Genomic DNA, 19,032 nt, shown 5'->3' with positions numbered 1-19,032 from the left:
GGGACCTGGGCATGCCCGACGAGCCCATCCCGCTCGACGCCCTCGCCGGCGGCGTCGACGGCCCCGGCGCACTCGGCCCGCTGCTGGCCACCGTGCTGGACGCACTCGACGCCGGTACCGGCCTGCGCGGCGGCCCGCTCCCGGCCGGCACCCCCGCCGAGATCGCCGGGCTGGTCGCCGAGGGCCTGCGCGGCGCCCGCGGCCGGGGCGCCCTCGCCCGCCTCACCGAACTGCTCGCCTACGGCGCCGCCGACCCCGCCGACCCGGCCTGCGCCGCCCACCTGCACTGCCCCCCGCTCGCCGTCGCGGCCGCCGCCGACCTCGCGGTCAGCGCGCTCAACCCCTCACAGGACTCCTGGGACCAGGCCCCCGCCGCCACCGCCCTGGAGACCGCGCTGCTCGCCGAACTCGCCGGCCTGGTCGGCTACGACCCGGCCCAGGCGACCGGCGTGCTCACCTCCGGCGGCACCGAGTCCAACCTGATGGGCCTGATGCTGGCGCGCGACCAGAAGCTCGACGGCATCGTCGAACTGGACGGCATCCCGGCCGGCGGCACCCCGCGGATCATCGCCTCGCACGCCGCGCACTTCTCCGTCCAGCGCGCCGCCGCCCTGCTCGGCCTCGGCGAACGCGCCGTCGTCCCCGTCCCGGTCGACCGCCACCTGCGGATGGAACCGGCCGCCCTGGAACGCGTCCTGGCCGAGGTGACCTGGGCCGGACAGACCCCGATCGCCCTGGTCGCCACCGCCGGCACCACCGACACCGGCGCCATCGACCCGCTGCACGCCGCCGCCGACCTCGCCGCCCGCTACGGCGCCTGGCTGCACGTGGACGCCGCGTACGGGGGCGGGGCGCTGCTCTCCGAGCGGCTGGCCCCGCTGCTGGACGGCATCGAACGCGCCGACTCCGTCTCGCTGGACTGGCACAAGCTCGGCTGGCAGCCCGCCGCCGCCGGGGTCTTCCTGGTCCGCCAGGCCGAGAGCTACGTCTCGCTCGCCCGCCGCGCCGAGTACCTCAACCCGGCCGACGACGAACACGCCGGATACCCCAGCCTGTTGGGCCGCTCGCTGCGCACCACCCGGCGGGCCGACGCCTTCAAGATCGCCGTCACCCTGCGCACCCTCGGCCGCGACGGCCTGGGGCGGCTGGTCGACGCCTGCCACGAACTCGCCCTCGGCGCGGCCAAGGCCGTCCGGGGCGAGCCCGAACTGGAGCTGTACTGCGAACCGGTGCTGACCACCGTGGTGTTCCGCTACCGGCCCCCGGGGTCCAGCCACGACCCGGCCGTACTGGACGAGGTCAACGGCGCGCTGCGGCGGCTGCTGCTGCGCTCCGGCCGGGCCGTGGTCGGCCGCACCGAACTGCCGGGCGAGGGGCCCGGCCGGGTCCGGCTGAAGCTGACACTGCTCAACCCGCACACCACGCCCGCGGAGGTCGGCGCGCTGCTCCACGAGGTGGTCCGGGCCGGGCGGGAGACGAAGCCCTCGTAGTCGGCGGTCCGTAGTCCGTGGTCCTTCGTCTGCTGCTCGCGGCTCGCGGCTCGCGGCTCGCGGATCGCGGACCGTGACCCGTGACCCGAAAAGCAAAAGCAACGCCTTTTTCCGGCAGGGATGTTGGAGGAAGGCACACTGGTGTGCCAGGGTATCCGGGGGATATTCACCCGCCCCCGGAAAGCCTCCGTGGACATACCGTTGGGCACTCGTACAGGCTGATTCCGGCCGCCTGGTGATCGAATTCCGCCAACCCCAGGACAGGGCTTGCGGAGATCCCGAAGCGCGGCGGTAACTTCATGTGGTCGCCGCTGCACCAAGCGCACACGCCTCTCCGCTGGAAGGCCGCCCGACCAGGCGCGCGCCACCCGGAATGCGGTGAACCCACCCTCACAAACCGGTGAACTCTGCCTACCCGCATTGCATTTCAGTGAATCCCGGTAAAGCCACCCGAAGCCCAGTCCTGTGACGCGGAGGCAAACGCATGCGCGAAACCACCCTGAGTACCAACCCGCCGGGCCCCGGAACCGCCCCGGCGGATAACGCCCCCGCGGTGTTCGAGGCGCTGCCGTTCTCCGCCCGCTGCCGGGAGATCTGGCGGCTCGGGGACCACCTGCTCATCGGCGTCAGCCCGGGGAACAGCTATTTCAGCCACCGCCGGATCGCCGAACTCATCGGGTGGGGGCGGGAGTTCTTCACCCGTATCGACATCGTCTACGCCGACCTGCACGTCGGGACCCAGTACGAGACCTTCGGCTACACCCCCGAACACGCCCACCGCAGGGCCGCCAAGGAGGTCAAGGCCACCGCCCGCCGGATCGAGCGCGGCGTTGAGGAGGCCGGTCGGCGCGAGGGCGTCCGGGTGCACCCGCTCTCCGCGTTCACCGGCCACCCCGCCTACCGCCGCCTGCACCGCCGGGTCATGGACGCGCTGGGATCCGACCGCGAGTTCCGCGCCGCCGCCGAGGGCATGGCACGCGGCTTCCTGGCCGCCCGGCTGGACGAGGGGCTCGCCCCGGACGAACGCCAACTGGCCGCCGGGCTGCAGTACATAGCCGCCGAGCTGCCGTTCTTCCTGGACACCCCGGCGCTGCTCGGCGTACCCAGCTCGGTCAGCTGCTACCACTTCGAACTCCCGCTCACGCCCGTCCTGTTCGGCCGCGATCAGGGCCTGCGGGCGGAGCCCGGACAGGCCTACGCCGTGGTCCGCCCGGCCGCACCCCTGCGCCCGGCGGCGTCCGCGCACGCCGCCTGAACCACCGCCACCGGCTCACTCACCCACGCTTCAGGAGCACCCTCATGACCGAACCCACCTTCCCGCTGTCCCGCCGGGGCGACGTCCTGCCCGAGGAGGCGCGGCGGCTGTGCGCGGAGCGGCCCGTCGCCCCGGTCCGCACCATGACCGGCGACCCCGCCTGGCTGGTCAGCAGCCACGCACTCGCCAAGCAGGTCCTGGAGGACGAGCGGTTCAGCCTCAAGGACACCGCCAACCCCGGCGTGCCCCGCCAGTACGCGCTGACCATCCCGCCGGAGGTGGTCGACAACATGGGCAACATCAACAGCGCCGGTCTGCGCAACGCCGTGATGAAGACCCTCACCCCGCGTGCCGACAAGGAGTTGGACGGCTGGCTGCAGGCCGAGGCCCACCGGCTGATCGACACCCTGGTCGAGCAGGGCGCCCCGGGCGAACTCCGGGACGGGTTCACCGAGCCCTACTCCGCGGCCCTGCACTGCCGGCTGCTCGGCATACCCGTCGACGACTGGCGACGGCTGATGGCCGGCATCGACGTCGCCTTCCTCACCAGCCCCCAGCCGTTCGAGGGATCCACGCCCAACTGGTACAAGGACCTCGGCTACATGGTGGAGCGGCTCAACGCCGACCCGGAGCCCAAGGACGGCCTGCTCGGCCGGTTCGTCGAGCTGCGCCGCTCGCCGGACGTCTCCGACCGGGTCAGTGACGAACTGCTGGCCACCGTCGCCCTGTCGCTGTTCGGCGCGGGCGCCGTCTCCACCTCGTCCTTCCTGCTGCACGCCGTCATCCACCTGGCCCGGCAGCCCGAACTGGCCGAGCGGCTGCGCCGGGAGCCCGCGCTGATCGGCCGCGCGGTCGACGAGCTGCTGCGGGTCAACCTGTCGATCGGGGACGCCCTGCCCCGGATCGCGCTGGCGGACGTGCAGGTCGGCGAGGTGCCGGTGCGCAAGGGCGAGCTGGTGCTGGTCCTGGTCGAGGGAGCCAACTACGATCCGGCCGTCTTCCCGGACCCGGAGCGGATCGACTTCGACCGGAGCGGCAACCCGCACCTCGCCTTCGGTGCCGGACGCCACTTCTGCCCGGCCTCGGCGCTCGGCCGCACCCATGCCGAGATCGCCGTCACCGCCCTGGTCGAGCGGCTGCCGGGCCTGCGGCTGGCCCTGCCGGCCGAGCAGCTGGCCTGGCGGCCCGGGTTCATCAAGCGGCTGCCGGAGCGGCTGCCGGTGGTCTGGTAGCCCGCGGGGCCGGTACCGGGGCGGGTCAGGGAGCTATTCGGCGAACAGGACGGTGCGGACGTGCTCCCAGGTCTCCCGGTCGGCGGCGACCAGCAGGCCGTCCACGCCGCCCGGCGCCTCCGGGCGGTAGGCGCTGCCGTCGAGCCGCGCCGAGACGCCGCCCGCCTCGGTGACCAGCAGGGAGCCGGGCGCGTGGTCCCAGGGCAGGGTGCGCCAGTAGAGGATGAAGTCCAGCTCGCCGTCGGCGATGTCCGGGTACTCGATCCCGGCGGCGTGCCGGCCCGGGGTGACCTCGCCGAACGCCGCGTGGGCGTTGCGCTGCATCCGCTCGCGGTCGGCCGGGGCGAGGAAGCGGCTCTTCATCGAACCGCGCCACTTGGCCGGTACGGCGGGGGCCGGCGGGCGGGTCAGCCGGCGGCCGTCGCGCCAGGCGCCGGCGCCCAACTCGGCGGTGTAGCAGGTGGCGGTGACCGGCTGCCAGATCCAGGCGGCGACGGTCTGCCCGGCGCGGACCAGCGAGGCCATCACGGCGAACTCGGGGCGGCCGGCGATGAAGTTCGAGGTGCCGTCGACCGGGTCGACCAGCCAGACGGCGGGCTCGGAGTGCAGCGCCCGGGCGAGCGCCGGGTCGGCGGCCACGGCCTCCTCGCCGACTACCGGGACGGGCAGCAGCTCGCGCAGCCGCCGCTCGATGATCACCTCGGCCTCGCGGTCGGCCACGGTCACCACCTCGCCGGGGGCCTTCTCCATCACCTCGCCCGCGGCCAGCGCCCGGAACCGCGGCTCGACCACCTCGGCCGACGCCTCGGCGAGGATCTCCGCCACCTTGTCCATCAGCACGTGCCCGCTCCCTTCGCTGGCTACCACTCTCGCACGTCTGTGCGGTGGTGACCTGCGGCAGCCCCTCGCCGGGGGCGCGGAGGCGGTGCCGTTCACCTGGCACGGGGTGGGGGTTCGGCCCGCAGCCCCGCTGCCGTTCACCCCGGCGGGGGCACCGGCTCGCCCGCGGTCCGGACCGGTGCCCCGGGCGGTGTCCCCGCCCGGGGCACCGGCGCAGGTCAGTGGCCCGGGGAGGCCTCCCCGGGCGGCTCCTCGGCGCCGAGGTGGTGGAAGCCCGGGCGAGGATGCATCAGGAACTCGTGGTGCGAGATGTTCCACGCATAGGCGCCCGCCATCGAGAACAGCACCCGGTCCGCCGTCCGCAGACCCGCGGCCGCCGGCGCGGCGTGCGCCAGGACGTCCTTCGGGGTGCAGAGCTGGCCGGCCAGGCTCGCCCGGCCGGTGCGTACCGCGGGCCGCGGCCACGGGTGCGGCCACTCCTCGACCGCCAGCACCGAGAACGGCTGGTCGTGCCCCCGGGTGGCCGGGGTGCGCAGGTGGTGGGTGCCGCCGAGGACCACGGCGAAGTCCTCGCCGTGGCTGTGCTTCACGTCCAGCACCTCCGTCGCGTACCAGCCGCAGTAGGCGGTCAGCGCCCGGCCCGGCTCGATCCGCAGGGTCAGGCCGGGGTGGCGGTCCAACAGCCCGGCCAGCCCCCTGCCGAAGGCCGGCCAGTCGAAGCGGGCGGCCGGATCGGCGTAGTCGACGGCCATGCCGCCGCCCACGTTGACCTCCTCCAGCGCGAAGCCGTGCCGGTCGGCCAGCCCGGCCGACCAGTCGACGATCTGCCCGGCGACGGCCAGCTGCTCCGCCGCCGCCAGCCCGCTGGCCAGGTGGGCGTGCACCCCGCGCAGCCGCAGCCGGCGCCCGAGCGGCCCGGACAGCAGCCGGACGCACTCCTCGGCGCGGTCCGGGTCCAGTCCGAACGGCGTCGGGCGCCCGCCCATGGCGAGGGCGACCGAGCCCAGCGCACCCGCCGCCACCGGGAGGTTCACCCGCAGCAGCACGTCCACCACGGCCGGTGGCCGGTCGGCCAGCACGGCGGCCAGCCGGTGCAGCTCCTGCTCGCTCTCGACGTGCCAGCGGTGCACTCCGGCGCCGACCGCGGCCGCGATCTCGGCGGGCGTCTTGCCCGGCCCGCCGAAGGCCAGCGGGGCGTCCGGCACGGCGTGCCGCACATGGGCCAACTCGCCGCCGCTCGACACCTCGTACCCGTCCACCGACCCGCGCAGCGCGGCCAGCACGGGCGCCTCCGGGTTGGCCTTGGCGGCGTAGTACAGCTCGACCTGCCGGGGCAGTGCCGCCCGGACCTCGGCGGCGTGCGCGCGCAGGGCGGCGAGGTCGTAGACGTACGCGGGCAGCGCCTGCGAGGCGAGGCCGGCCACGTGCCGGCGGACGGGTCCGGTGGCGGTCATCGCGGGCCCCCGGCCGGGGTGAGCGGGCGGGCCGGGCCGGCCGGCAGCCGGGCGGCCTCCGCGAGCACGGCTCCGGCCAGCGGGGACGGCAGCCGGACGTACCCGGCCGCCCGGTCGGCCTTGCGCTCCCAGCGGGTGAGCAGATTGGCCTTGGCCGGCAGCGGCACCCCGGCGAGCAGCGCGCGCAGCCGGGGCGGGCGGCCGTGGGCGTCCGCGTACGCCTCCAGGGTGTGCCGGACGGCCGCCCAGAGCGCGCATTCGGCGGCGGGGTGGTGGTCGGCGAGGGCGGCGAGCAGCTCGGCGACGTGGTTGACCAGCAGGCAGTACACCACCCGGTCCCAGCCGCGCTCCGCGTCGTACGCCATCGGGCCGGCCACCTCGGGCGGCAGCGCGGCCAGCACGGCGGCGTTCTGTCCGGGGACGAGCTTGGTGCCCTCCAGGTCGCGGAAGAGCACCTGGGCCGGCCACCCGGCCGCGTCCACGCCGATCAGCACGTTCTGCAGGTGCGGCTCCAGGACCACGCCGTGGTCGAAGTAGGCGGCGAGTACGGGCGGGACGAGCAGCCGCAGATAGGCGGTCCACCAGTCGAGGGCCTGCCGGGCGTCCGCGTCCGGCCCGAGCAGTAGTCCGATCTGCGCGGAGCTGGTCGGGTGCTCGTCGGCGACTGCGGCGGCCAGCAGCGGGGTGGTGCCGGGCCGCAGCACGCCCGCGAAGCCCTCGCGGACGATCAGGCCGAAGCCCTCGTACAGCGCGGCGTCCGGGCGGCCGTCGGCGCCGGGCAGGGCGAGGGTGCGGAAGGCCGGTTCGCGCAGCATCGCGGCGTCGGGGAAGCGGGCGGCCAGGTCGGCGAGCGCCGGGGCCAGCAGCCGGGTGAGCGCGACCGCGCCGGTCAGCTCGTAGGCGGCGTTCTTGCGCAGGCAGTTGGTGATCCGGACGTTGAGGCTGAACTTCAGGAAGGCGCCGGCGCCGTGCAGGGTGCGCACCGAGGCGGTGGCGGTGAACGGCTCGCCGCCCGGGCCGAGGTCCAGGATGTCGCCGTCGGCCAGTGCGTCGCGCAACCGCGGGTGGTCGTCGAGGAGTTGGTACTGCCAGGGGTGGGCGGGCAGCAGCCGGTAGCCGGCGGGCACCTCGCCCAGGCCGTCCAGCAGCGCGGTGGCGGAGGCGTCCAGGGACTCCTCGGCGATCAGCTCCTCGCGTACCGCGAGATGGCGCAGCCGGAACGCGGCCCTGGACTCCGGTGCGTAGGACCGCCAGTCGCCGCGCTCGGCGGAGCGCGACTTGGGTGCGGGGTGGAAGCGGTGGCCGAACAGCAGGGCCTGCTCGGACTCCAGGTAGCGGTCCGGTCCGGGGGCCGGGCGGGAGGTCAGCCCGGCCAGCACTCCCGCATGGCTCGACGCCAGCTGGTCGAGGAACTCCTCGTTCGCCGTGCCGGTGCGCAGCTCCAGCTCGTCCTGGACGTACCCGGCGAGCTCGCGCCAGGTCAACTCCGCCCAGCCGTCGGCGCGTTCCTCCTCGACCGGGCCGGTGAACCGGTGGGCGCCCAGCAGCGAGATGCGGCGCAGTGCGACCCGCAGCAGGGCGCCGCGCCGGGGCAGTCGGACCAGCAGCCGGCCGTCGGTGGCGGCGGTCTGGTGCTCGGGACCGGAGACCTCGCGCAGCAGGCAGTTGAGCAGGGTGTGCGCCACCGCCCGGTCGGCGGAGGGCAGGCCGTCGGCGTCCGGGCCCTCGGCGTCCCGGCCGGCCGTCGGCATCGGGGGCGACGGTTCGGCCGGTGCCGCCTCGGCGCGGGCCGCTTCGGTGGGCGGGTCGATGGTCGTCGGCTCGTGGGCGGTCGGCTGGCGGGTCATCGGCGACTCCAACGCTGGCGGGACGCGGAACGGGAAGGCTGGTGCGGTGGCCGCGAGTGCGGCCAGGAGTGCGGCGGCGGTGCCGACCAGCACGGGGGCGGCGGCGCCGAAGCGGTCGTTGGCCAGCGCCGCGACGGCGCCGGCGGCCACGGCGCCGCCCTTGGAGGTGAATTCGAGGGTGCCGAACATCCGCCCCGGCGCCCGGCCGCGCGCGGCCTTGGCGGCCAGGACGGAGAGGGCGACCAGTCCGAGGGTGAGTCCGGCGCCGAGCAGCAGCCGGGCCAGGACGAACACCGGCAGGGAGTACGCGACGGCGTGCCCGGCCAGGCCGAGCGCGACGAAGCCGAAGCCGAGCGCGATCCCGGTGTGCGGGCGGTCGAGGAGGGCGGAGTGGGTGCGGGCGGCGAACGCCAGGTAGCACAGGTGCGGCAGGGCGAACAGCACGCCCGCGGTGGTGCCGGAGACCCCGGGGAGGCGCTGGCCGGCCAGCGCTATCAGATAGGGGAAGGAGATGACGGTGGCGAAGACGAAGGCGAACTCGTAGCTGAGGAGCGCCCGCAGGGGCACCGCCTCGACGGCTTCGGGGCGCCCGGCTTCGGGGTGTTCGGCACCGGCGTGCCCGGCTTCGGTGTGCCCGGCCGTCGACGGGCCGGGGGCGGCCGGCCGGCCCGGTTCCGGCAGCAGTACCAGCAGGGCGGCGGCGGCCAGCGGCAGCGCGGCCATCACCAGGTACTGCCGGTGCGGGTCGATCCACGGCGACAGCACGCCGACCAGGATCGGCGCCGCCACCAGCGCGGCCCGGGCGCTGCCCTGCATCAGGGTGAGCGCGCGGGACAGCCGGGAGCCGTCGAGCGCGGCCGCGAGATAGCCGTTGGTGGCGGCGAAGGTGCCGCCGAGGAACCCCTGGAGGACCAGCGCGAGGGTGAAGGCGGACAGGCTGTCGGCGGCGCCGGCCAGCAGGAAGGAGACGGTGAGCCCGAGTTGGGCGCGCAGCAGCAGCCGCTTGCGGCCGAACCGGTCGGCGAGGCGACCCCAGAGCGGGGCGCCGAGGGCGCTGAACACCGTCGGCACGATGTAGAGCACGCCCGCCCAGCGGCCCTGTGGATCGCCGAGCGCGGGCAGGACGGCGGTCAGGTAGGGCGGGAGGCCGAGCGCGGCGAAGGAGGCGACGAAGTAGCAGGCGGCGACGGCGTGCACCTGGCGGCGGCCGAGCCCGCCGGAGCGGGCGGTGTCGCGGCCGGAGGGCTGCGCCAGGGCGTTCACCGTCACCGCGCGAGCCCCGCCGGGCCCTCCGCCAGCAGGTAGTTGGGCCCGTTGGTGTAGTGCTTGTTGATGTCGGCCGCGCCCGAGCGCTGCTTGCTGAGCAGGGTGCCGGCGGTGACCATCGCCTTGACCGGGAGCCGCTCGGCGTCCAGCAGTCCGGTGCGCAGCGGCTCGCCGGTCGGGCCGATCCGCTCGACGGCCTCGGTCAGCCGCCTGCGCAACAGGGCGAGGGTGTCGGCGAGTTCGGCCCGCCCGTGCTCGGCGAGGCCGAACGCCAGGGCGCCGGTGCAGAGATGGCCGGTGATGGTGGTGAAGAGGTCGGTCAGCGGGCGGTCGTCCTCGCCGAGGATCCGCGCGTCGTCGAACGCGTCCGGCCCGGGGGCGAGTTCACCCAGGGCGGCGGCGAGCCGGGCGGTGTGCACCCGCGGGCCGTCGTCGTCCTTGTAGAGCAGCCGTAGGCCGCCGTCCTCGTCCAGGACGAGCGAGGTGTTCTGCTGGTGGGACTCCAGGGCGATGCCGTACCCGAACAGCGTGGTCTGCCAGTCGAGCAGCAGCTCCAGCAGGGCGTCGTACAGGGCGACCGGGTCCCCGCCGTGGAACCGGTCGGCGAGGTGGTCGAGGACGAGTCGGCCGCCGGGCGCGGGGGCCAGCAGGGCGGCCAGTGGGACGGTCACCGCCCGGTCCAGGCCGGTGGGGTGGCGGCGGAGCAGGACGGCGAGCAGCTCGTGGCCGGCGTGCGCCCAGGTCTGTTCGTCGGCGTGCAGGATCCGGTCGGCGAAGCGCGGCTCGCGGGCCAGGACGGCCTCGACCAGCCGCTGTCCGGCCGCGCCGTCGCGCAGCGTCCCGGGCTTGATGGTCCGGCGGTTGAGCCGGCCCAGGGTGGCGGTGGCGAGCGGGAGTTTGAGGTGGCAGGTGGGGTCGTCGGCGACCGCGACGGTGCGCATCGAGAGGGTGGGGACGACGGTCAGGTACGGGCGGTCGGCGAGGACGGCGCGCCCCTCCAGCCCGGTGGCGCGCAGGGCCTCGGTCAGGGGTGATCCGGCCGGCGGCCGACCGGTCGGCGGGGAGTCGGTCCGGGGGGCCTCGCCCGGGGGCGCCGCCACGGTGAGCGGGTGGACCGGCAGGGTGGCCCAGGCGGCGTCGCCGCCCTCCAGGTGGAGGCCGAGCCGGCTCGGGGTGGGCCACCAGCTGGGCGGCGGCGGCTCGCCGTGCCGGGTGACGCTGCCGGCCGGGACGGCGAGCCAGCGCAGTTCGAAGGCCGGGTGGAACTCGGGTGCGTGGCTTCGTAGTTGCGACTCGGTGAGGCCGGAGCGGCCGCGTGCGGTGGGATAGACCGGGTGGTCCAGGTAGGCGGCGAGGGTGTCGTGGCCGAGGGCGGCCGCCGGTCCGGTCCAGTACGCCGGGTCCGCGCCGTACAGGTCGGTGAGCGCGGTGTGCACCTCGCCCCGGACGCGGTCGTGCAGTTCCATGGTGGCGAGGGTCTGCCGGCACTCCTCGGTGAAGGCGTCCCAGCCGGGCCGGTCCTCGGGGTCGGCAAGGCCGGCGAGGGCCGCCAGGATGCCGTCGAGACCGGTGACCGGGCGGCCGGACAGCTCCACCAGCGGCAGCCGGGCGGCGTACTCGCTCTGGAAGCCCTCCTCCAGGACGGGCAGCGCGAGGGCGGCGCCGGCCGGGTCGAGGACGATCCAGCGGCCGTCCGCGCACTCCTGGAGGCGGCCGCGGGTGCGCAGTCCGAGCACGTCCTCGCGCAGTAGCGCGGAGAGGACCCTGAGCGTCAACTGCTCGGCGGTGCTCACGGGGTGATCTCCCAGGTGTTGGCGGCGGTGAAGCGGGCGACGGAGGCGTCCACGGCGGCCTGGTCGGTGCCGACGGCCCAGATCACACCGAGGTAGTCCCGGTTGGTGCGGTAGTGCTCGTGGCGTTCGCCGACCGTGCGCAGCGGGCGGTAGGCGAGTCTGACACCGTCGCGCTGCTCGTCGTACGGGCCGGGGGCGGCGGTGAGGGTGCCCGCGCGGTCGGCGCAGACGGCCTGGTTGCGGGCCCGGCGGCCGGCGGCGGCGCAGCGTTCGGTGAGGTCCTCGGGCAGCGGGCGGCCGAGGTGGACGGCGAGGATGTGCTCGAACAGCGGGATGTCGAGGAGTTCGGCCAGCATCAGGTCGCACTGGTCGCCGATGGCGCGGTAGTTGACCTCGATGAGCCGGGCCCGGCCGTCCGGCTGGAGCACGAACTCGGTGTGGCAGGCCCCGAGTCCGACGCCGAGCGCGTCGAGCTGGCCGAGGACCTGGTCGAGGACGGCCTGCGGGTGGCCGGGGACGAACTCCAGGGCCTCCTCGATGAAGTGCGGGGGTGGGGAGAGCGTGGTCCGGAAGCCGCCGAGGACATGGCGGCGGCGGCCGTCGCCGAGCGTCTCCAGGGTGTACAGCCGCCCGTCCAGGAACTCCTCGACGACCAGGGACGCGCCGGTCCGGCGGTGCTGGATCTCCCGGGAGCGGAGCGCCAGTTCCGCGGCGTCGGCGACCAGTGTGACGTCCTCGCTGGCGACGCCCTCGCGCGGCTTGACGACGCAGGGGAACGGCGGGTCCAGTTCGGCCGGGTCCTGCCCGGGGGCCAGTTCGGCGGACCAGACGGCGTCCGCCCCGGCCGCGGCGAGGTGGCGGCGGAGCTGGCCCTTGTCCTTGGCCCGCAGTGCGGCCTTCCAGTCCTTGGCCGGCAGCCCGAAGTACTCGGCGGCCAGGGCGGTCTGGGTCTGGAGGTGGTCGCTGTTGCTGAACACCGCGTCGGGGGTGTGGTGGCGGGAGACCAGGCTGACCACCTCGCGGAAGTCCCGCACCTCGCACTCCAGCACCTCGGGTGCGAACTCCCGCCCCGCGTAGGCGCGTCGGTGGAGGTCCGGACAGTCGGTGAGCACGGTGACGTCGAGGCCGAGCCGGGCGGCCGCGGGCAGGAAGCCGTCGGTGACCGAGTCGGTGGGGTTCAGGGCGAGCAGGTACAGCCGCATGGTGGTGTCCTCTGCGAGGTGGGACAGGGGCGGGCCCGGATAGGGGGGGCGGGCCGGCGCCGCGATGCCCACCCCCCTCCAGCGACTACTACTTGGGCGCGTCGACGCCCGCGGCCTTGGCGATGTCGACGAGCATCGCGTCGGCGGCCTGCACGCCGATGCCGGACATCCAGGTCTCGTCCGGCACGGTGAAGACCTTGTTGTTCCTGACGGCGTTCAGGCCCTTCCAGACCGAGGTGCCCTGGACCTCGCTCTGCTTGGTCTTGGTCGGGTCGTCGGCGACGGTGACGAACACCAGGTCCGCGTCCGCCTGGTTGATCTGCTCGGCGCCGACCTCCAGCATCGACTGGTCGACGTCCTGCGAGGCCGGGCGGCCGAGGCCGGCGTCCTTCAGCACGACACCGCTGAACGACTGCTTCTGGTACAGCCGGGTCGGGCCGGCCACGAAGCGGACCACCGAGGCGGTCGGCGCGGTGCCGCCGCTCTTCGCCCTGATCGCCTCGCCGAGCCTGGCCGCGCGGGCCTCGTAGTCGGCCAGCGCCTTCCCGGCCTCGGCCTCCTTGCCCAGGGCCTTGGCGTAGAGCGCGAGGTTCTCCTTCCACGGGAACCCGGTGGTCTCGGCGAGCACGGTCGGCGCGATGGCGTTGAGCTTGTCGTAGACCTTGGCGTGCCGGACCTTGGAGGACAGGATCAGATCGGGCTTGAGGGAGGCGATCAGCTCCAGGTTCGGCTCGTTCATCGGGCCGACGTCCTTGGTGTCCTTGATCTTGTCCTTGAGGTAGTTCGGGAACCCGCCCTCGGTCTTCATATGCGGGGACACCGCGCCGAGGGGGGTGATGCCCAGCAGGGTGACATCGTCCAGCTCGCCGCTGTCCAGGACGACGACGCGCTTGGGCTGGGCCTTGATCTCGGCGGTGCCCGCGGCGTGGGCGACGCTGCGCGGGAACCCGGCGGCGGATCCGGCGGAGGCGGCGGAGTCGCCGGGCTTGGCGGCGTCCCCGGTGCCGCCGCTGCTGCCGCAGGCGGCCAGCAGCGTGCCGCAGAGGGTGACGGCGAGCAGGGCGACGGGGATCCTGCGGGTGCGGGCGGAGCGGGTCATGACGGGTTCCTTGTCTCGGGTGGGGGAGCCGTTACCGGGTGAGCGGGACTCGGGGTGAGTGAGGCAGGCGTGCTGAGGGGCCGGGGCCGCCGGGGTCAGGCGGTGGCGTGCCGCCGTGCCCGGGCTCTCGGGACGACCAGCGGCGTACCGGTCTCCGGGTCGGGCACGACCAGGCAGGGCACCTGGAAGACGGCCTCCACCAGGTCGGCCGTCAGCACCTCGGCGGGCGGTCCGGCGGCGGCCGGCCGGCCGCCCTGGAGGACGACCAGGTGGTCGGCGTAGCGGGCGGCCTGGCCGAGGTCGTGCAGCACCATCACGACGGTGCGCCCGGCCTCGGCGTGCAGGTCGGCGACCAGGTCCAGGACGTCCAGCTGGTGGCGCAGGTCGAGGAAGGTGGTCGGCTCGTCGAGCAGCAGCAGTTCGGTGTCCTGGGCGAGTGCCAGCGCGATCCAGGCGCGCTGGCGCTGGCCGCCGGAGAGCCGGTCCACCTGCTGGTCGCGCAGCTCGGCGGTGCCGGTGCGGGCCAGCGCGTCCTCGACGGCGGCCTGGTCGGCCTTCGACCACGGGCTGAGCATCCGCTGGTGGGGGAAGCGGCCCAGCCGGACCAGCGACTCGACGGTGATCGCCTCGGGCGTGACGGGCTGCTGGGGCAGCAGGCCCATCCGCTTGGCGAGGGCCCGGGCGGGCATCCGGTGGATGTCGGAGCCGTCCAGGGTGACGGTGCCGGCGGCCGGGCCGAGCAGCCGGACCAGGCCGCGCAGCAGGGTGGACTTGCCGCAGGCGTTCGGGCCGACGATCGCGGTGACGGCGCCGCCGGGCAGCTCCAGGTCGAGGCCGTCCACGATCACCCGGTTGCCGTAGCGCAGGTCCAGGCCGTGGGCGGCGAGGCGGTTGCCCGCCGGTGCGGCGGAAGGGGAGGTCATCGGTTGCTCCTCTGGGGCAGCCGGCTCTGGCGGATCATCAGCACCAGGAGCCAGGGCGCGCCGAGGGTGGCGGTGACGGCACCGACCGGCAGCCCGTGGACGGGGATCACATGGAGGACGAGCAGGTCGGAGGAGAGCAGCAGGACGGCTCCGGTGAGCGCGGTGAGGCCGAGCGTGCCGAGCGTGGGCGGACCGGCCAGCAGCCGGACCAGGTGCGGTACGGCGAGGGCCACGAAGGCGACCGGCCCGGTGAGCGCGGCGGCCAGGGAGGCCAGGGTGATGGTGAGCAGCAGCAGCCGGAGCCGCTCGCGGCCGGGGTTCAGCCCGAGCCCGCCGGCCGAGTCGTCGCCGAGGTCGAGCACGGAGATCCGGTGCCGGCAGAGCAGGACGGCCAGCATGCCGAGCCCGATGGCGGTGCCGCCGATCCAGACCTCGGTCCAGTTCCGCCCGTACAGCGAGCCGGTGGTCCACTGCATCGCGGAGGAGGCCAGCTCGGCCGGGAACCGGACGATCATCAGGTTCACGGCGGCCGCCAGGCCCTGCTGCACCGCCAGGCCGACCAGCACCAGGCGGGTGACGGCCATCCGGGAGCGCCAGGCGAAGGCGCCGAGCAGCAGGGCGGCCAGCAGGCCGCCGCCGAGTGCGGCGAGCGGGATGAGCTGTTGGGAGGCTCCGGTGGCGAGCGTCAGCACCGCGCCGAAGGACGCGCCGCCGGTGACGCCGACGGTGTCGGGGGAGGCCAGCGGGTTGCGGAAGAGCCGCTGGAGCATCGAGCCGGCCACCGCCAGGCCCGCGCCCGCGATCAGTGCCGAGACCACCCGGGGCGCCCGGAACTCCTGGACGACCAGGACGTTCCCGGCGTCGCCGAGGCCGGCCAGGGCGCGCAGTGCGTCCCAGGCGGACATCTCGACCTGGCCGGTGCCGAGCGCGACTCCGGTCAGCAGCACGAGCACGGCGGCGGCGGCCGCCGACCAGAGCGCGGTCCTGGTCCGGGCCCGGTGGCGGGCCGGTCGGCGGGCCCGGGCGGTGCCGGTGGCCGGGGCGGTGCCGGGGCTGCCCGGGCCGACGGGGTTCACCGCGGTGGACGGGCCGGTGGCGCCGGCGGAGCTCATCGGGCCACCTTCCGGGCCAGCAGCGCGAGCAGCGGCGCGCCGAGGAAGGCCGTCACGATGCCGACCTCGACCTCGGAGGGCCGGGCCACCACACGGCCGAGGACGTCGGCGGCGAGCAGCAGCAGCGGACCGGCGACCAGACAGCCCGGCAGCAGCCAGCGGTGGTCGTTGCCGAGCAGCGGACGGACCAGGTGGGGGGCGGCCAGACCGATGAAGGCGACCGGTCCGGCGACCGCGACGGCGCCGCCCGCCAGCAGCACGACGGCCAGGCCGCCGATCACCCGGATCCGGGCCACCGGCACGCCGAGCGACTGGGCGGCCTCGTCGCCCAGTGCGAGCGCGTTGAGCGAGGGCGAGACGGCGAAGGCGGCGATCAACCCGATCACCAGGAACGGCAGGACGGGTGTGAGGGTGTCCAGATGGCGCCCGGCGATCGACCCGGCCAGCCAGAACCGGGCCTCGTCCAGCGTGCGGTGGCCGGCCAGCATCAGCGCGGACGTCCAGGAGGTGAGCACCACCGTGAGGACGGTGCCGCCGAGCGCGAGCCGGACGGGGTCGAGGTCGCCGCCGTGCCGGGACACGGCGTACGCCGCGACGGCCGTGACGGCCGCCCCGGTCACGGCGAACCAGATGTACTCGACCGGACGGGTGAGCCCGAAGGCGTAGATCGCCGCGACCACCGCGAAGCTCGCACCCGCGTTGATGCCGAGGGTGATCGGCGAGGCCAGCGGGTTGCGGGTGACGCCCTGGGCGACCGCCCCGGCGACGCCGAGCGCCGCCCCGACCGCGAGGCCGATGATCGTCCGCGGGACCCTAAGGCCCGTCACCACGTCGGCGTCGCCGTGGTGTTCGGTCCCGGCCAGGGCGTGGACCACCGTGGACAGCGGGATGGGTCGGGAGCCGAGCGCAAGGCTCAGTGCGGCGCACAGCACCAGGGCGCAGACTCCGGCGGCCAGCAGCGCGGGCCGCCGTACCGCCGGGGGTAGGAGCGCCGCCGGGGCCGTGGAGGCCGGCGGTTCGATTCTCAGCACGGGGTGAGATATTAGGTTAGGCAACCCTTACTTAGTCAAGTCCGGGTGTCCCTGGTCCGGACCACCCACTGACGGCCTATAAGGTGAGCCTCACCTTATTCGATCTCGGGAGTGCCGATGATCTCGGGAGTGCCCCTTCCCGCGCCGCCCGTGCTGCCCGCGCCGGCGCCGCCGTGCCCCGCGGAGTCCGGCCGCGCCGACTACGAGCAGCTGCTCGACCGCTGCCCCGCGCTCCGGGTGCGACTCCTCGGCGATCACGACCTCGACCCGTCAAGCCGTCAAGGCTGGTACTCGGCCGTCGAATTGAGCAGTCTTCCGGAGGCGCTGGAGGCCGCCCTCGCCGGCGAGGCCGCCCGGATCGCCGCCGAACACGGCAGGGAGCCGCGACCGCACGTCACCGCCTCCCGGCTGCTGCACCACTACCTCTGGACCGCCTGCGCCCTGCTCGCCGGCCCCTGGTTCCTGGCCGGCCGGGTCCCGGTGATCGACCCCGCGGGCATCTGGCTGCACGCCCCCACGGGCGACTTCGCCCTGCGCCCGCGCGGCCACGTCTCGCTGCCCGGCGACATCCCGCTGTCCGGCGAGGACGAGCTCCGGGCCGAACTGCGCGCCGCCGTCGTCGGCCACGCCGAACCGCTGCTCACCGCCTTCGCCGCCGCCACCCGGCGCGGCACACGGGCGCTGTGGGGCATGGTGACGGACGATCTGGCCTCCGCCATCTGGTACCTCGGCCGGATGCTCGGCGAGGAGGACGCCTCCGTGGCCGCCGCCGAGGCCGTCCTCCCCGGCGGTACCCTCCCGCTCCCCGGCTCCGCCGACTTCCGGCGGCTCACCGGCTCCGACGGCACGGCCCACCACACCCGCACCCGCCTCGGCTGCTGCCTGTACTACGCCATCCGCCCGGACTCCGCCTGCCTCACCTGCCCGCGGACCTCCGACGAGGAGCGGCTGCTCCGCCTGGAACAGCCCGCGGTGTGACGGCGGTTGTATTCTCCCGCGTGCCCGCCCCCTGAAGCCGGGCCTGGTCTCGCCGGTCCGGTCGGGCTACGCTCCCCGGCATGATCAATTCGACGATGCGGGTGCGGATCGCGCGCCCCTCCCGGGACCTCGCCGCCGCTGAGCGGTTCTACGTCAAGGGACTCGGGCTGGACATCCTCTGGCGCACCACCGAGCGCGTCTCCGGTGAGCACGACCTGCTCATGGTCGGACCGCCCGGCGGCGCCTGGCACTTCGAGCTCACCCACGACCCGGAGCAGCCGCTGGAGCCCACCCCGACCGTCGACGACCTCTTCGTCGTCTACCTGGGCGCCCCCGTCGACGACGCCCTGGTCGACCGGCTGGTGGCGGCCGGCGGCACCCGGGTGGCGGCGCACAACCCGTACTGGGACGAACACGGCGTCACCGTCGCCGACCCGGACGGGTACCTCCTGGTGCTGTGCAGCCGCACCTGGGGCGCCTGAGAAGGCGGTTCACCGGTGTGACGGGCCGGACGGGCCTTCTCATGGGCGCATCCCTGACGTACTGTCACTCACTGCCGGTGCGTCAGGCCCCCCGAGGAGTGGCCTCCGCACCGTGAACCCCTGAGCCCGCGCGCACCGCGCCGACGGCGTGCGCGCCCGGCTGCTCCGAGCGGGCCACCACCACAGCGGAAGAGAGACGGCCATGACCACCGTGCGCGGAACATCCGTGGACCTCCCCACGCCGGACGGCACCGCCGACGCCTACCTGGCCCACCCGGACGACGGCGGCCGGTACCCCGGCATCCTGCTGTACATGAACGCGTTCGGGCTGCGCCCCTCCCTGGAGGCGGCGGCACGGCGGATCGCGGCGGCCGGGTACACCGTGCTGGCACCCAACGTGCTGTACCGCCACGGGCGCGCGCCGTTGATCGAGCTGCCCGAGCTCATCAACCCCGCCGCCGACCCGACGATCTTCGAGCGCCTCGGCCCGATGATGGACGCGCTCACCCCCGGGCTCGCGATGCGCGACGCCGGCGCGTACCTCCGCTGGCTGGCCGACTCGCCGCTGACCACCGAGGGCCCGGTGGGCATCACCGGCTACTGCCTCGGCGCCGGGCTGGCCCTGCGGACGGCGGGCACCTACCCGGACCGCGTCGCCGCCGCGGCCGGCTTCCACGGCAGCCACCTGGCGAGCGAGGAGGCGGACAGCCCGCACCTGCTCGCGGACCGGATCACCGCCGAGCTGTACTTCGGCCACGCCGACCAGGACCGGTCGATGCCCCCGGAGCAGATCGACCGCCTGGACAAGGCGCTCACCGAGGCGGGCGTGCGCCACACCTGCGAGGTCTACGGGGGCGCCCGCCACGGCTTCACCCAGACCGACACCGCCCCGTACGACGAGGCGGCGACCGACCGGCACTGGGAGGCGCTGATGGCGCTGCTGAAGCGCGCGCTCTAGCCGGGCGTTGGCCGGGCGTTGGCCGCGCGTTGGCCGGCGCGGATCGCGGGGGCGGGTACCGGTGGTACGG

The 19,032-nt window shown here is 75.0% G+C and carries 15 protein-coding genes and 1 pseudogene; 6 read left to right on the top strand and 10 right to left on the bottom strand.

Annotated elements, in window-relative coordinates; all coding sequences use genetic code 11:
* Positions 1 to 11 precede the first annotated feature (11 nt).
* The 3 genes from ACIGZJ_RS05025 to ACIGZJ_RS05015 all read left to right on the top strand — a co-directional run bounded on the left by ACIGZJ_RS05025 (position 12) and on the right by ACIGZJ_RS05015 (position 3,977).
* Positions 12 to 1,490: a pyridoxal phosphate-dependent decarboxylase family protein gene (locus ACIGZJ_RS05025; protein WP_396455974.1), complete on the top strand. Its 1,479-nt coding sequence runs from the start codon at positions 12 to 14 to the stop codon at positions 1,488 to 1,490.
* Between the two features lie 484 nt (positions 1,491 to 1,974).
* A complete protein-coding gene (locus tag ACIGZJ_RS05020) occupies positions 1,975 to 2,745 on the top strand; it encodes a tRNA-dependent cyclodipeptide synthase (RefSeq protein WP_396455973.1) in 771 nt (256 codons plus the stop codon).
* A 44-nt stretch (positions 2,746 to 2,789) separates the two neighbouring features.
* Complete coding sequence (locus tag ACIGZJ_RS05015; RefSeq protein WP_396455972.1) at positions 2,790 to 3,977, top strand: cytochrome P450; 1,188 nt, start codon at positions 2,790 to 2,792, stop codon at positions 3,975 to 3,977.
* A 33-nt stretch (positions 3,978 to 4,010) separates the two neighbouring features.
* Here the strand turns inward: ACIGZJ_RS05015 and ACIGZJ_RS05010 are convergent, their stop codons facing one another.
* The 10 genes and pseudogenes from ACIGZJ_RS05010 to ACIGZJ_RS04965 all read right to left on the bottom strand — a co-directional run bounded on the left by ACIGZJ_RS05010 (position 4,011) and on the right by ACIGZJ_RS04965 (position 16,472).
* Positions 4,011 to 4,811 (bottom strand): inositol monophosphatase family protein, encoded by an 801-nt coding sequence (locus ACIGZJ_RS05010; RefSeq protein WP_396456233.1) that lies wholly within the window; start codon positions 4,809 to 4,811, stop codon positions 4,011 to 4,013.
* A 224-nt stretch (positions 4,812 to 5,035) separates the two neighbouring features.
* On the bottom strand, positions 5,036 to 6,271 hold the full coding sequence (locus ACIGZJ_RS05005) for a type III PLP-dependent enzyme (protein WP_396455971.1): 1,236 nt from the start codon (positions 6,269 to 6,271) through the stop codon (positions 5,036 to 5,038).
* The gene (locus tag ACIGZJ_RS05000; protein ID WP_396456232.1) at positions 6,268 to 8,022 is read right to left on the bottom strand and encodes an IucA/IucC family protein; all 1,755 of its coding nucleotides are present in this window, start codon (positions 8,020 to 8,022) and stop codon (positions 6,268 to 6,270) included. Before ACIGZJ_RS05000 ends, ACIGZJ_RS05005 begins: the two co-directional genes overlap by 4 nt.
* 660 nt (positions 8,023 to 8,682) lie before the next feature.
* Positions 8,683 to 9,315 (bottom strand): annotated as a pseudogene (locus ACIGZJ_RS04995) (MFS transporter); the annotation flags it as partial.
* Between the two features lie 68 nt (positions 9,316 to 9,383).
* Entirely contained in the window at positions 9,384 to 11,192 is a 1,809-nt protein-coding gene (locus ACIGZJ_RS04990; RefSeq protein ID WP_396456231.1) for an IucA/IucC family protein, read from the bottom strand.
* Positions 11,174 to 12,379: an acetyl-CoA carboxylase biotin carboxylase subunit family protein gene (locus ACIGZJ_RS04985; protein WP_396455970.1), complete on the bottom strand. Its 1,206-nt coding sequence runs from the start codon at positions 12,377 to 12,379 to the stop codon at positions 11,174 to 11,176. Before ACIGZJ_RS04985 ends, ACIGZJ_RS04990 begins: the two co-directional genes overlap by 19 nt.
* Before the next feature lie 88 nt (positions 12,380 to 12,467).
* A complete protein-coding gene (locus tag ACIGZJ_RS04980) occupies positions 12,468 to 13,478 on the bottom strand; it encodes an ABC transporter substrate-binding protein (RefSeq protein ID WP_396455969.1) in 1,011 nt (336 codons plus the stop codon).
* A 95-nt stretch (positions 13,479 to 13,573) separates the two neighbouring features.
* Positions 13,574 to 14,401: an ABC transporter ATP-binding protein gene (locus ACIGZJ_RS04975; protein ID WP_396455968.1), complete on the bottom strand. Its 828-nt coding sequence runs from the start codon at positions 14,399 to 14,401 to the stop codon at positions 13,574 to 13,576.
* The gene (locus tag ACIGZJ_RS04970) at positions 14,398 to 15,513 is read right to left on the bottom strand and encodes a FecCD family ABC transporter permease (RefSeq protein ID WP_396455967.1); all 1,116 of its coding nucleotides are present in this window, start codon (positions 15,511 to 15,513) and stop codon (positions 14,398 to 14,400) included. The genes ACIGZJ_RS04975 and ACIGZJ_RS04970 overlap by 4 nt, the downstream gene beginning before the upstream one ends.
* On the bottom strand, positions 15,510 to 16,472 hold the full coding sequence (locus tag ACIGZJ_RS04965) for a FecCD family ABC transporter permease (RefSeq protein WP_396456230.1): 963 nt from the start codon (positions 16,470 to 16,472) through the stop codon (positions 15,510 to 15,512). Before ACIGZJ_RS04965 ends, ACIGZJ_RS04970 begins: the two co-directional genes overlap by 4 nt.
* A 201-nt stretch (positions 16,473 to 16,673) precedes the next feature.
* On the opposite strand from ACIGZJ_RS04965, the gene ACIGZJ_RS04960 reads away from it, so the two are divergent.
* The 3 genes from ACIGZJ_RS04960 (at position 16,674) to ACIGZJ_RS04950 (ending at position 18,962) form a co-directional block, all read left to right on the top strand.
* Positions 16,674 to 17,522 (top strand): iron-sulfur protein, encoded by an 849-nt coding sequence (locus tag ACIGZJ_RS04960; protein ID WP_396455966.1) that lies wholly within the window; start codon positions 16,674 to 16,676, stop codon positions 17,520 to 17,522.
* An 80-nt stretch (positions 17,523 to 17,602) separates the two neighbouring features.
* Positions 17,603 to 18,004, top strand: coding sequence for a VOC family protein (locus tag ACIGZJ_RS04955; RefSeq protein WP_396455965.1), 402 nt, complete (start codon positions 17,603 to 17,605; stop codon positions 18,002 to 18,004).
* 202 nt (positions 18,005 to 18,206) lie between these two features.
* A complete protein-coding gene (locus ACIGZJ_RS04950; RefSeq protein WP_396455964.1) occupies positions 18,207 to 18,962 on the top strand; it encodes a dienelactone hydrolase family protein in 756 nt (251 codons plus the stop codon).
* The last annotated feature ends 70 nt before the right edge of the window (positions 18,963 to 19,032 follow it).

Source organism: Kitasatospora sp. NPDC052868 (assembly GCF_044547105.1).
GTDB lineage: Bacteria > Actinomycetota > Actinomycetes > Streptomycetales > Streptomycetaceae > Kitasatospora.
Note: the sequence above shows the minus strand (reverse complement) of the source record. Positions and strands in the feature narration are given on the sequence as shown.